The sequence below is a fragment of the Brevundimonas pondensis genome, assembly GCF_017487345.1.
Taxonomy (GTDB): Bacteria; Pseudomonadota; Alphaproteobacteria; order Caulobacterales; family Caulobacteraceae; genus Brevundimonas; species Brevundimonas pondensis.
In genome coordinates this window covers 2,887,090-2,899,596 of the sequence record NZ_CP062006.1, presented here as the reverse complement: position 1 = coordinate 2,899,596, position 12,507 = coordinate 2,887,090, and the positions used below count along the sequence as shown (strand labels likewise).

General features: G+C 66.6%; 10 protein-coding genes. 4 read left to right on the top strand and 6 right to left on the bottom strand.

Translation table 11 applies throughout. The features are described from left to right. The first annotated feature begins 155 nt into the window (after window positions 1–155). From IFE19_RS14515 to aguB, 4 genes are all read left to right on the top strand, one after another. Entirely contained in the window at window positions 156–1,403 is a 1,248-nt protein-coding gene (locus IFE19_RS14515) for a capsular biosynthesis protein (RefSeq protein ID WP_207823460.1), read from the top strand. Between the two features lie 168 nt (window positions 1,404–1,571). After that, window positions 1,572–4,937 (top strand): TonB-dependent receptor, encoded by a 3,366-nt coding sequence (locus IFE19_RS14510; protein ID WP_207823458.1) that lies wholly within the window; start codon window positions 1,572–1,574, stop codon window positions 4,935–4,937. A gap of 203 nt (window positions 4,938–5,140) precedes the next feature. Then, window positions 5,141–6,142 carry an agmatine deiminase family protein gene (locus IFE19_RS14505; RefSeq protein ID WP_207823456.1) on the top strand — a complete coding sequence of 334 codons (1,002 nt, stop codon included), beginning with the start codon at window positions 5,141–5,143 and terminating at the stop codon, window positions 6,140–6,142. A gap of 2 nt (window positions 6,143–6,144) precedes the next feature. Further along, window positions 6,145–7,011 (top strand): N-carbamoylputrescine amidase, encoded by an 867-nt coding sequence (gene aguB, locus IFE19_RS14500; RefSeq protein ID WP_207823453.1) that lies wholly within the window; start codon window positions 6,145–6,147, stop codon window positions 7,009–7,011. Here the strand turns inward: aguB and IFE19_RS14495 are convergent. The 6 genes from IFE19_RS14495 to IFE19_RS14470 form a co-directional block, all read right to left on the bottom strand. Continuing rightward, on the bottom strand, window positions 7,008–7,979 hold the full coding sequence (locus IFE19_RS14495) for a right-handed parallel beta-helix repeat-containing protein (protein ID WP_207823451.1): 972 nt from the start codon (window positions 7,977–7,979) through the stop codon (window positions 7,008–7,010). The two genes, aguB and IFE19_RS14495, sit on opposite strands and share 4 nt — an antisense overlap. After that, window positions 7,979–8,797 carry a phosphatase PAP2 family protein gene (locus tag IFE19_RS14490; protein WP_207823449.1) on the bottom strand — a complete coding sequence of 273 codons (819 nt, stop codon included), beginning with the start codon at window positions 8,795–8,797 and terminating at the stop codon, window positions 7,979–7,981. The genes IFE19_RS14495 and IFE19_RS14490 overlap by 1 nt, the downstream gene beginning before the upstream one ends. Further along, on the bottom strand, window positions 8,797–9,300 hold the full coding sequence (locus IFE19_RS14485) for a hypothetical protein (protein ID WP_207823446.1): 504 nt from the start codon (window positions 9,298–9,300) through the stop codon (window positions 8,797–8,799). Before IFE19_RS14485 ends, IFE19_RS14490 begins: the two co-directional genes overlap by 1 nt. A 72-nt stretch (window positions 9,301–9,372) precedes the next feature. Then, entirely contained in the window at window positions 9,373–9,693 is a 321-nt protein-coding gene (locus IFE19_RS14480) for a ribonuclease (protein WP_207823444.1), read from the bottom strand. A 110-nt stretch (window positions 9,694–9,803) separates the two neighbouring features. Further along, on the bottom strand, window positions 9,804–10,856 hold the full coding sequence (locus IFE19_RS14475) for a 1,9-bis(guanidino)-5-aza-nonane synthase (RefSeq protein WP_207823443.1): 1,053 nt from the start codon (window positions 10,854–10,856) through the stop codon (window positions 9,804–9,806). Window positions 10,857–10,972: 116 nt separating this feature from the next. Beyond that, window positions 10,973–12,235 carry a type III PLP-dependent enzyme gene (locus IFE19_RS14470; RefSeq protein WP_207823441.1) on the bottom strand — a complete coding sequence of 421 codons (1,263 nt, stop codon included), beginning with the start codon at window positions 12,233–12,235 and terminating at the stop codon, window positions 10,973–10,975. Window positions 12,236–12,507 lie beyond the last annotated feature (272 nt).

The window sequence follows — 12,507 nt, the reverse complement described above, 5'->3', positions numbered from 1 at the left end:
CCTGTTGGTTGATTGAAGCGGCCGCCGGCTCATTCGTGGGGCGGCGGCCGTTCTACTATGTTCCTGGGGTGCAACCTCAGCGTGTTCCTGGCCTTGCCATCCCCATGAGCAAGGCTTTAGGAGGAGGCGATACGTCTCCAGAAAGATAACAGCGTTTGCTCGCGCCCTTCGATCCTGATCAGCCCAACGCCGCCCATCGGGGCAGGGCGGATTTGCGTGGCCGTCGTTTTCTGATCGTTTCGGCGCCCTTCGGCCCGTTTGGTCGGGTTCTCGCCGAGGCGCTCGAACAGCGCGGCGCCGACGTGAACCGGATGATTTTCAATGCAGGCGATGCAGGAAGCTGGCGGCGGCCGGGCGGCGTTCGCTTTGACTCCTCGGCCAGCCAATGGCCGGCGCATCTGGCCGAGATCGCATGCAGGTACACGGATATCGTCGTCTTCGGAGAAGGCGGCCCCTATAATCAGGGCGTTCTCGGGCAGGCGGATCGTCTCAAGGCGGCGGTCTGGGTTCTTGAGAACGGATACTTCCGCCCAGACTGGATCACGCTGGAGCGAAACGGCGTCAACGGGTCGAGCGGCTTGCCACGCCACGCGGACGGTTATGCGGCGCCGGTTCCTCCCTTGCCTGTGACGCGGACGATCGGGAAAATTCTGCCGCACCATGTCGTGAACATCAGCCTCTACCATGTGGTCGAAGGGCTGGGGCGACCTTTGTACCCGCGATACCGGACGCCCTACGCGATCGCCCCATGGCGGCAGCTGCTCGGTCATGTCGGACGTTATCTGGGGCTGATCTTCCAGCCACGCCGCGGACTGGACGCCGAGGTCATCGGCGCGCGCGGACCGTTCTTCATCGCCTGTCTGCAGCGCGAGGGCGACGTGCAGTTGCTGCGATACTCGCGCTACGCCGACAATGCAGCCTTCCTGGCGGCGGTCATGGACAGCTTCGCGCTTCATGCTCCCGCCGACCGCCGCCTGGTGGTCAAGAATCACCCGCTGGATCCGGGTCTGGTCGATCTGGCGGCGGTGACGCGTCGCCTGGCCGGCGAGCGTGGCCTGGCGGGGCGGGTGGACTTCATCGACGGGGGCAACCTGGCCCAGTTGTGCCGGGCGTCGTGCGGAATGGTCGTCAACAACTCTAGCGCCGCTCTGTCGGCTCTGGGGTTCCACACGCCGGTCAAGGTGATGGGCGACGCCTTCTTCGATTTCGAAGGGTTGACCGACCAGCAACCCATGGCCGGATTCTGGCGTGATCCGCAGGCTGCGGATCCGCAGCTGTTCACGCGATTCCGGGCCCATGTGATCGATCGCGCCCAGATCAACGGCAATTACCACGAGCCGCGCGCCATGGTCTGGACCGCTGCGGCGGTGGCGGACGCCTTTGGACGATCATCCGAGGGCTGATTTTAAAGAGTCCACATGGTGTGGCGCCGGTGTCACCCTTTGGGGGTGTCACATCACTGTCACACGAATGTCGTCCGACCTTACAAGAGGTGGCCTACATGGCGCCCACATTATGACGTGATCGCCTGCGTTCCGCAGCTCGATCGCCAGATGGGGATGCACTAGACCATGTTCAACCGAAATCTCGCCTACGGCGCGTCCGCCGCAGCGATCCTGCTGGCCGCGTCCAGCGCCGCCTTCGCTCAGGAAACGACGGGCTCGATCCGTGGACGCGTGCTGGATGAGAACGGCGCGGCCCTGTCCACCGCTGCGGTCACCATCGTGCACGAGCCGACGGGCACCTCGGTCTCGACCGTGACGGACGCCAACGGCTTCTACTCGGCGCGCGGTCTGCGCGTCGGCGGTCCGTACTCGGTGTCGGCGACGGGTTCGAACGGCGGCGGTCAGGTTCGCCTGAGCGCCATCAACGTGGGCGACCCGGCCAATGCGGATGTCATCGTCTACTCGGCCAGCGACGCCACGGTCGTGGCCGACGTGGTCGTGAGCGGCCGTCGCTTCTCCAATGATTTCGGCAATGGCTCGGCCTCGAACTACGGCGCCAACACCATCCAGTCGCTGCCCTCGATCAGCCGCGACCTGAAGGACACGGCTCGCCTTGACCCGTTCGCCACCATCGACCCGTCGAACGAAGACGCGCTGTCCTTCGCCGGCACCGCGACGCGTCTGAACCAGCTGACCGTCGACGGCATTCGCCAGAACGATGAGTTCGGCCTGAACGGCAACGGCTATCCGACGCAGCGTTCGCCGATCTCGCTGGACGCCGTCGAGGCCGTCAACGTCTCGGCCGCGCCCTTCAGCGTCATCAACAACGGCTTCATCGGCGGTTCGATCAACGCCGTCACCAAGTCGGGCACCAACAACTTCAGCGGCTCGGTCTTCTTCGAGAAGAGCGACGACAGCATGCTGGGCGATCGCTACTGGGGCTATGGCAGCGACGGTTATCGTCGCCGTCGCGCCTACAACCGCGTCTTCGACGAGCAGACCTGGGGCGCGACCCTGGGCGGCCCGATCATTCAGGACAAGCTGTTCTTCTTCCTGTCCTACGAGAAGTATGAATCGGAATTCTCGCTGAACGAAGGTCCGGCCGACGCCGGCTTCAGCAACCCGATCCCGCGCATCACGAGCCAGGCTGTCGACACCTTCCGCGCCGCCGCCAAGGCCCGGTACGGCTATGACACGGGTTCCTACATCGACGTCGCGCCGCCGGTCCAGGACGAGAAGTACCTCGCCAAGATCGACTGGAACATCAACGACAACCATCGCCTGGCCGTCACCTACCAGGAAACCGTCGGCAGCTCGTTCAACGGTTCGACCTCGTCGGCCTTCATCAACGGCGGATCGACCTCGGTCCCGCGTCTGGCGCTGGCGTCCAGCCAGTATCTGAAGGACGAGCGCCTGACGACCTGGAACGCCCAGCTGAACTCGCAGTGGACGGACGCCTTCTCGACCGAACTGCGCGTCGGCTACAAGGAAACCGAAACCACCCAGCTGCCGGTCGGCGGCATGACGGTTGGCCAGGTCACGGTCGGCGTGGCTGACCTCGCGGGCGTCACGGCCGGCACGGGCACCCCGCAGATCCAGTTCGGCGCGGATAACTTCCGCCACGACAACTACCTGTACAGCGAGAACACCAACGCGGAACTGATCGCCCGCTACAACTGGGGTGCGCACGACATCCTGGGCGGCCTGCGCACCGAGAAGCGCGAGTTCAACAACGTCTTCGTGTCGCAGTCGCTGGGTCAGTGGACCTTCAACACCTATGCTGACTTCCTGGCCGGCAATGCGTCGGGCCTGGTGATCCGTGGCGCGGTCGATCCGACCAAGGGTACCGTCCCCGCCCAGTTCGGCACCGCCCGCAACGGCGCCGTGGAGTTCGGCTATGACCTGAACTCGCTCTACCTGGAAGACACCTGGCAGGTGCTGGACAATCTGCGCCTGTCGTTCGGTCTGCGTTACGACTGGTTCAACATGGACGATCGTCCGGTTCGCAACGCCAACTTCGCGACGCGGAACGGTTTCGACAACACGGCCAACTTGGACGGTCGTGACCTGTTCATGCCGCGCTTCGGTTTCAACTGGACGCCGGGTGACTGGACGGTTTCGGGCGGTATCGGCCGCTTCTCGGCCATCGGCACCAACGTCCAGATCGGCAACCCCTTCGGCAACGACGGCGCCCGCATCACCAACGCGGTCTGCTCGGGCACGATCACCGGCGTGACGGACCTGTCCAAGGTCCCCACCACCGGCAACTGCACCTTCACGCCGGGCAACGGCAGCGTCGTGGCGCTGGATCCGGACTTCGAAACGCCGAGCGCCTGGAAGTACAACCTGTCGGTTGGTCGCGACTTCACCCTGCCGGTGGTCGATGACTTCCGTCTGCAAGTCGACTATATCTACAACGACTTCGAGAACGCCCTGTATTACAAGGACCTTCTCGCGACGAAGGCTGGCACGGCGCCGGACGGCCGTCCGGTTTACACCCACCCGACGGGACCGGTCGTCTTCGACCTTCTGCTGACCAACCTGAAGAAGGGCGGCTATTCGCAGTCGGTCGCCTTCTCGGCGCAGAAGAACTGGACTGAAGGCTTCTTCGAAGGCCTCGACGCCCGTGCGTCCTACACCTATACGCGGGCCGAAGACGGCAACCCGATGACCAGCTCGCAGCCGGATTCGTCGTATGTTCGTTTCGCCTCGGCTGACCACAACAACCCGGTTCTGGCGACGTCGGATTACGAGATCCGCAACCGCTTCTCGGTGAACGTGCACTGGGCCCGCGCCCTGTTCGGCGACAACGAGACCTCGGTGAACCTGTTCGCCCAGACCCGTTCGGGCATGCCGTTCTCGTACGTCTACCACTCGAGCCGTACGGGCAACTACGACAACGACTTCGGCAACGCCGTGCCGCAATCGTACTCGGGCGCCCTGGGGACGTCGAACCAGCTCTTCTACGTGCCGAAGGTCGACTCGGCGACGGGTCTGGTCACGGCCACCAGCGATCCGCGCATCACCTATTCGGGCAACCTGGCCGGCGCCCAGGGCATGGCGGACTTCAACTCCTTCCTGAAGAACACCGGCCTGATCAAGTACGCGGGCGGCATCGCTCCGCGTAACGCCTTCCGCAGCGAGTCGGTCACCACCGTCGATGTCCGCCTGTCGCAAGAGTTCCCCGCGCCGTTCGTTCCGACCGGCAAGTTCAAGCTGTACATGGACATCGAGAACCTCGGGAACCTGATCAACGAGAAGTGGGGCGTCACCGAGCAGTATCCCTTCTACCGCGGTGTCGGCACCGTGGTCCTGGGTTGCCAGGTGGCGGGTCTGCCGGGATCGTGCGGCGCCGCGAACGCGGTGTACAACTACTCGCAGCTGCAAAACGCAGGCACCAACCAGATCCTGTCTGGCGAAGCCCGTCGTCCGCAGGTCCAACTGCCGGCCTCGACCTGGCAGATCAAGATCGGCGCTCGCTTCGAGTTCTAAGGCGGCGATCAACAGTCACCTGGAAGGGGGCGGTCCGGAAACGGGCCGCCCTTTTTCTTTGTTGGCGAGCCTAACGCGCTTCGCGGCGCCGGTGGCCGGACAGGGCTGCCGACGCGTGACGTCTTGCCTGCAAACATTGAACCGGGGGGCGTCTCGGCCTATCTGGCGCGGCTACGTCTTCTGTATCTGGATCGACTTCGCCCATGACCCAACCTATCCCCGCCGAATGGACGCCGCACCGCGCCATGTGGGTCGGCTGGCCCAGCCATGCCGAGCTGTGGGGCGAGGACTTCGCTCAGGCCCAGGACGAGGTCGAGGCCCTGGTCCGCGCCCTGGCCGGTCCCGGCCGCGAGCAGGTCAAGCTGATGGTCGGCAATGACGACGCCCTGGCCGGTGCGCGGGCGCGTCTGGATGGCGTCGACGGCGTCGAGGTCGTGGCCGGTCGTTTCGGCGACATCTGGCTGCGCGACACCGGCCCGATCTTCAGCGCGGGATCGGCCGTCGCCAACGCCTTCAGCTTCAACGGCTGGGGCGGCAAGTACGACTATCCCCACGACGACGAGGTCGCCGACCAGATCGCGGAGTTTTCCGGCGTGCCCACCACGCGCCACGACTTCATCCTCGAAGGCGGCGCCCTGGACCACGACGGCGAGGGCACGGTCCTGACCACCCGTCAGTGCCTGCTGAACAGGAACCGCAACACCGGCTGGACTGCCGAAGCCGCCGAGGCTGCGCTCGCCGATGCTGTGGGCGCCAAGGTCGTGGTCTGGCTGGGCGACGGCCTGCTGAACGACCACACCGACGGCCACGTCGACAATCTGGCCCGCTTTGTCGCGCCGGGCGTGGTGGCCTGTCCCATCGCTTTTGGTCGCAAGGACCCCAACGCCGAGGTCTATGACGAGACGGCGCGCACCCTGATGGAAACGACCGACGCCATGGGCCGCAAGCTCAAGGTGCTGCGCATCCCGTCGCCGGGTCTGGTGCTGGACGCCGACGAGCGTCCGATCCCGGCCAGCCACATGAACTTCCTGATCGCCAACGGGGCCATCGTCGTGCCGACCTATGGCGATGATGTCGCCGCGCGTCTGGCGGGTGAGGCCCTGGCCACCGTCTTCCCTGACCGCGAGATCGTCCTGTCGCCGTCGAACGCCGTCCTGACCGGCGGCGGTTCCTTCCACTGCATCAGCCAGCAGGAGCCCGCGTAAAGATGACCCGCACCATCACCGTCGCCGCGCTGCAGACCTCGTACGGCGAGGACATGCAGGCCAATATCGACAAGACCATCGGCTTGATCCGTCAGGCGGCGGCCAAGGGCGCGCAGGTCATCCTGCCGTCCGAGCTGTTCCAGGGGCCCTACTTCTGCGTGACGCAGGAGGAGCACTGGTTCGCGACCGCCTATCCGTGGCGCGAGCATCCGGCCGTGGTCCAGCTGCAGCCGGTGGCGAAAGAACTGGGCGTCGTCATCCCCGTCTCGATCTTCGAGAAGGAGGGGCCGCACTACTTCAACTCGATGGTCATGCTCGACGCCGACGGCGAGGCTCTGGGCGTCTATCGCAAGAGCCACATCCCTGACGGCCCCGGCTATCAGGAGAAGTACTACTTCCGCCCCGGCGACACCGGCTTCAAGGTGTGGAGCACCCGCTTTGGCCGCATCGGCGTCGGCATCTGCTGGGACCAGTGGTACCCCGAGAGCGCCCGCGCCATGGCGCTGCAGGGCGCAGACATCCTGATGTATCCGACCGCCATCGGCTCGGAACCGCATGACGCCACACTGGACACCGCCGTGCCGTGGCAGCGCGCCATGCAGGGCCACGCCGTATCCAACGCCATGCCGGTCATCGCCTCGAACCGCATCGGCCATGAGGCCCTGACCGAAGCGGGTCAGAGCTTCTACGGCCACTCCTTCATCGCCGACCATCGCGGCGATCTGGTCGAGAGCCTGACGGGCGAGGAGGGCGTGCTGGTGCATACCTTCGACCTGGACTTCCTCGACCGTTACCGCGCCGCCTGGGGCTTCTTCCGCGACCGGCGTCCGGAACTGTACGGCGCCCTGGCGACGGGCCGCCCGGCCTAGCGGCGAGCGTTCCGCGCCACGACATTGCCCGTGGCGCGGTCGCCGTCGTCGGCGCTGCTGCCCCACGGATAGCCGCGATCCGCGCTGCAATAGGACCGGCGGCCTTCGCGTGATCCGACGACAACCAGTTGCGGACGCAGTCGCGCGGCGCCCGAAAAGATATTGTCCGTAATCTGATTGTCCGACGGCGTCTGATGCCGGATCACGCCGCGCTCGCCGCAGTTGCGATACAGGAAGACGCCCGGCCTCCTGCCCAGATCGAACCGGTTGCCGTTGATGTGGTTGCGGGCGGAGCCGTCGACGGCGACGGCTTCACGCCGGGTCGCCACGGCGATGGTGTTGTTCTCAAGCCGGTTGTCGGCGCTCTCGGCGTCCAGATAGACGGCGGTCGCGTCGCTACGCCCCGTCAGCGTCGAGTTGCTCAGGCTGAGTCGCGTCACCCCCGGCCCGACATAGAGGGGGATGGAGCCGGTCCCCACGATGCTCACCCGCTCCAACTCGATATGGCTAGGCGCCGCGCCCTGCGTCGTCGCTGTGTGGTCGGCCGCGCGCGACGAGGCGCGCAGGTCGTCATAGCTTCCGTCCGCGCCCACGCCCCAGACGCGCACCGCCCCGTGGATCGTGCAGTTCTCGATGCGGATGTCGGTGGGGCGGCTCCAGTGGTCGGCGCTGATACGGCGCGACCAGATGGCGACGGTCGGCTGACGGGTGGTGGTCGTGACGCCGGGGCGCCCGACCGCACCGCCGTTGCAGTCCAGTCCGGCGCCCGAGGCCTCGGCGCCCTCGATCAGGATGGGACGGCGGATGCGCTGACCGGGTGTCAGCACGGCGCGGCAGGTCAGGCGCCAGGGCGTTGTCGCCTCGGCGGTCAGTTCGGCCAGTTCAGCGGCGGTGCAGGGATGGGCGGCGGGCAGGGACCACGCGTCAGGCGCGGCGCCCAGCAGCAGGAGCGCCAGCAGCGACGGCATCAGGGCAGGGGCGTGGCCAGGGCCAGGCGTTCGGAGGCGCAGCCCGGGCTGGTCAGCCCGGTGGCGCGCGCGGCGGCCAGTTCCACGCGGGCGGCGGCCAGATCGGCGTCGAAACCGGGCGTGGCGGCGGCGGCGTCGAACACGGCCTTGCCCAGCACCTCGCCGGCGGCGACGTCGCTGGGATAGTGCATGCCGCAGACCAGTCGGCTGAGCCCCATTTCATGGGCGATACGGCGCACCTCGGTCGCGCGCTGCGGCTCCAGCGCGGCGAAGGCTTCACCATAGACGGTCGCCACCGTCGAACTGCCCGACGGATAGGAGGCGCTCCTGCGGCCCGCCTCGCTGACGCGCTGGCAGGGACGGCGCTCGGGATCGTCGCCGACGGGTCGGGGGCGGAAGCCGCGCGCCTTGACCAGTTCGGCGGCGGCGTCGGAATCGTCGAACAGCCGCTGCATCAGCCGGTTCAGGTCGGGCGTCGTCGCCGAGCCCAGACGCACGCCCAAGGCGCAGTCGAAATGCTGCAGGGCCAGCGGCGGACGCAGTTCGGCATGGGCGGTGGCCAGCAGCCAGCGGTCGCTGTCCTCCAGCGTCTTGAACTGAGCGGAGCGCGCCTTGTCGGCCAGATCGACGGGCGAACCGGCGACGGGCGGCGGGGGCGTAGCGTCGGCCAGGGCCTGGATCAACGGCCCGGTCAGATAGCCCTTGGCTTCGGGCGCGGCGCCCTGAACCGCCTGCGGACGCAGGGCGGCGGGGGTGCCTGCGCAGGCCGAGAGCCCGGCGGCGACAGCGGCGATGATCAAGGCCCCCCGGCGGTTCATCAGGCCCCGCCGCTCCAGGTCAGTTGCACTGAGGTCAGGCCCTCTTCACCGGGCGAGGCGACGACCTGCAAGGTGGCGCCGTTCTCCTTGCGGGCGGCGGCGCCATAGGCGCGGGCCTCGCCCTGGTTCATGGCCATGACTGGCGACAGGCCGGCGGCTTCCGCGCGCTGGCGATAGAAGGCGATGACGGTTTCGGGCGTGGCCTCGGTCGTGAAGGTCACAAGGCCGCCAGGACCTGTCGGGCCGGAGGCGAGCGTAGCCGGCGAATCAATCTGGGCGCCTGGATAGACGGCGGCGAAGGCCGGAGCTCCGTCGATGGCGAGGGCGTCCGCAGCGACAGGTGCGGACGGGGCGGTCGGGGCGGTCGGGGCTGCGTCCACGGCGGGCGTCGTTTCCGGCGTCGCCGCGGGGGCTTCGATCTCCGGTGCAGCCTGACTGCGGCTGTCGCATCCAGAGAGACCGACCGTGAAGGCCACGGCGACGGCTGCCACGCTACGCTTCATCCCGCCTACGTCCTTGAGACTGTTCAACTTGATGAACACCGTGGCCCATCCATGCGGCGGCAGCAAGGCGGTTCAACCGGTTGGCGCATCCACATCGTCGCCGGGTTGTCCGGTTGACTTGTGCGCATCGGCCGGACCGCCCGCCGGCCTGGACCCCTCCGCCTTGGCGCGCCGTCCTTCGGCGGCAAGGGCTTCGTTGATGACGTCCTGGTCCGGATCAATGTCAGAACCGCTGGCCGAGCCGCCGCGCAGGGAGCCGGCGCGGGTGTCCGAGCCCATGTCGCTGCCTTCCAGCGCCTTCTTCAAGGCGTCTTCAGTGTGGCCCAGGTCGGGCTTTTCACCCATGACGGCGGCTTCGCGGGCTTCCTCGGTGTCGGTCTTGGGGTCGGCCATCATCGTCTCCTTGTCAGAGGGATAACGCCAAGCGGCGGGCCATGGGTTCCACCAATGAAAAAGGCCGGCGGATCGCTCCACCGGCCTTTGATCCGCAATCGGATCGCTTCCTACTTCCCGAACAGCTTGTTCCAGCGGCGCTTCTCGCGGGTCTTCCAGGCGCCGCGGTGCCAGGCGTCCGAGCCGATCAGCGGCACGACGGTCGTGGCCTCGGCGAAGACCATCTGTTCGTGGGTGGTCTGGACCTTGCCCCAGGAGGCGGCTTCTTTCAGCGTCGAGGATGAGCAGGCGCCGTCGCGCACGTCGGCCACCGTGATCTGGACCGCATAGCGGTGCATCTCGGCTTCCACGCCCAGGATTTCGGCGCAGACGACGGTGTCCTGGGCGAAGTTCTTGGGCACCCCGCCGCCGACCATGAACAGGCCGGTCACGCCAGCGGCGATCTTGATGTCGGTCAGTTCGCGGAAGTCGGCGATGGCGTCCAGCATCAGATAGGGTTTGCCTGCGGCCGCGCGTTCCTTCTGGTGCTTGACCAGGCCGAAGCCGGCCGAACTATCGACGAAGGCCGGGCAGAAGATCGGCACGCCTTCTTCATAGGCGGTCTGGATCAGCGAACCCGGCTTCTTGGCGTTGCCCTCGGACAGCCACTTGCCCATCTCCCAGATGAATTCACGGCTGGAATAGCCGCGCGGCTCCAGGCGGTTGGCGATCTCCAGGATGGTGTGGTCGCAGGCCTGAAGCTCTTCCTCGTCGATATAGGTGTCGTAGATCCGGTCGATGTAGTTGTCGCGCAGGACGTTGTCGTCCACCTCGCCGGCGGCCTGATAGTGCTTGAAGCCTAGGGCCTCGAAGAAATCCATGTCCACGATCGAGGCGCCGGTGGCGACGATGGCGTCGACCATGCCGAACTTCACCATGTCGCGATAGACGTGCATGCAGCCGCCGGCCGAGGTCGATCCGGCCAGGATCAGCCAGGGCGAGCAGTCCTTGTCCTCGAGGGCCATGTTGAAGATGTCGGCGGCGCGGGCGGTGTCGCGCGAGCTGAAGGACATCTTGCGCATGCTGTCGATGATCGGGCGGGCGTCGAAGCTGGTCATGTCGACGTGTTCGACCGTGTTCTGCAGCAGCGCAGCCTTCTGGTTCGACTGAACGGGAGCGTTCATTTCGGCGGTTTCCCTGGGATATGAGCGCCCGTCGTCAAGAAGAAGCAGCGGCCCGGACGGAGCGACGGGCCGCTGCAGATCATACCAACGTCCGAAGACGGTTTTGGGTCAGGCGATCAGCGCTTGCGCTTGCGGGCGCCGGCCTTGCCCTTGGGGCGCGACAGGCGGACCACCTTGCGGGCGGCTTCCTCGGCCGAGGTGCGGACCGTGGGGATCGAGCGCGGGGCCAGGCCGTAGAGCGAGGCCATCGGGGCGTCTTCGACTGCGGCGATCTCATGCTCGCCGTAGCCGTTGAAGCCGGTCGTCATGGCTACGCCATAGGCGCCCAGCATGCCGATCTCGATGAAGTCGCCTTCCTGCACATCGGCCGGCAGCCAGAAGGGGCCAGGCATGTGGTCGATGCTGTCGCAGGTCGGGCCGTAGAAGCGGAAGGGCTTCAGCTCGCTCGAGCTTTCGCCGTCCCGGACCAGCTTGGTCGGGAAGGGCCAGCGCGAGTGAGTGGCGTCGAACAGCGAGCCGTAGGAGCCGTCGTTCAGATACAGGGCGTCGCCCTTGCGCAGGTCCACGCGGCACAGCACCGACGACGACTCGGCCACCAGGGCCCGGCCGGGTTCGCACCACAGCTCGGTCGTTTCGGACACCGGCATCTCGTTGAAGCCGCGGTGGATGGCGTCGGCGTATTCGCTCAGGTCCGGCGGGACCATGCCCGGATAGACCGAAGGGAAGCCGCCGCCGACATCGACGATATCGACGAAGACGCCGGCCTTCTTGATGGCGCGGCTGACCTGCGACATGGCGGCTTCATAGGCCGAGGGACGCATGCACTGCGAACCGACGTGGAAGCTGACGCCCATCAGACCGTCCTGCACCGCTTGGCGCACGGCCAGCAGCAGGGCGGGGGCCGCATCCGGCGAGACGCCGAACTTGCCCGACAGGGAATAGGCGGCGCCGTCGGCCGAGACGGCCATGCGCACGACCAGGTTCAGGTCGTCGGCGTTGTCGGTCGCCTCGATGATCTTTTGCAGCTCGTCGTGGCTGTCGAGCACGAAGGTGCGCACGCCGTGATCGGCGTAGGCCGCACGGATCGCGCCACGGCTCTTGACCGGGTGCATGAAGGCCAGACGTGCATTGGGGCTGACCGAGCGGACCAGCTCGATCTCGGCTAGGGAGGCGACGTCGAAGGCGTTGACGCCCTGCTCGACCAGGGTCTCGATGACCCAGCGCGAAGGGTTCGCCTTCACCGCATAGAAGACGTCGGCTTTCAGATTATCCTGGAACCAGCGCGCCGCTACGGAAACCGAACGCGGCCGCACGAGGGCGACGGGACGTTCAGGGGACCGCTCACGGACCAGGTCCAGGGGAAGTTGGTACGTGCGCAATTCACGTAACCCCCTGCTAATTGTTAACCCAGACCGGCGTTAGCAGCGCTTAACGGTTAGACCACGGGGTCCGCCGGAACGCGCGATGTAGGGATGCGCGACCGTCATGTAAAGTGGTAATTTCGTGGCTTCATCCACATCCCGTCCACAGGGGAACCGGCGCGTCAGGGCCTCAGACTGGACGAAATCGACGCAGCCATGCCATTAAGACTTGTCGAAACGCGCGTGGCGCGTCATGCGGCGCCCCCTGTTGCAACCGCCACCCACGGGTT

Bases quoted from the DNA above. Each gene is read 5' to 3' on its own strand.
- IFE19_RS14510 (WP_207823458.1), top strand. From the start codon at position 1,572: ATGTTCAACCGAAATCTCGCCTACGGCGCGTCCGCCGCAGCGATCCTG.
- IFE19_RS14505 (WP_207823456.1), top strand. From the start codon at position 5,141: ATGACCCAACCTATCCCCGCCGAATGGACGCCGCACCGCGCCATGTGG.
- aguB (WP_207823453.1), top strand. From the start codon at position 6,145: ATGACCCGCACCATCACCGTCGCCGCGCTGCAGACCTCGTACGGCGAG.
- IFE19_RS14495 (WP_207823451.1), bottom strand. From the start codon at position 7,979: ATGCCGTCGCTGCTGGCGCTCCTGCTGCTGGGCGCCGCGCCTGACGCG.
- IFE19_RS14490 (WP_207823449.1), bottom strand. From the start codon at position 8,797: ATGAACCGCCGGGGGGCCTTGATCATCGCCGCTGTCGCCGCCGGGCTC.
- IFE19_RS14485 (WP_207823446.1), bottom strand. From the start codon at position 9,300: ATGAAGCGTAGCGTGGCAGCCGTCGCCGTGGCCTTCACGGTCGGTCTC.
- IFE19_RS14480 (WP_207823444.1), bottom strand. From the start codon at position 9,693: ATGGCCGACCCCAAGACCGACACCGAGGAAGCCCGCGAAGCCGCCGTC.
- IFE19_RS14475 (WP_207823443.1), bottom strand. From the start codon at position 10,856: ATGAACGCTCCCGTTCAGTCGAACCAGAAGGCTGCGCTGCTGCAGAAC.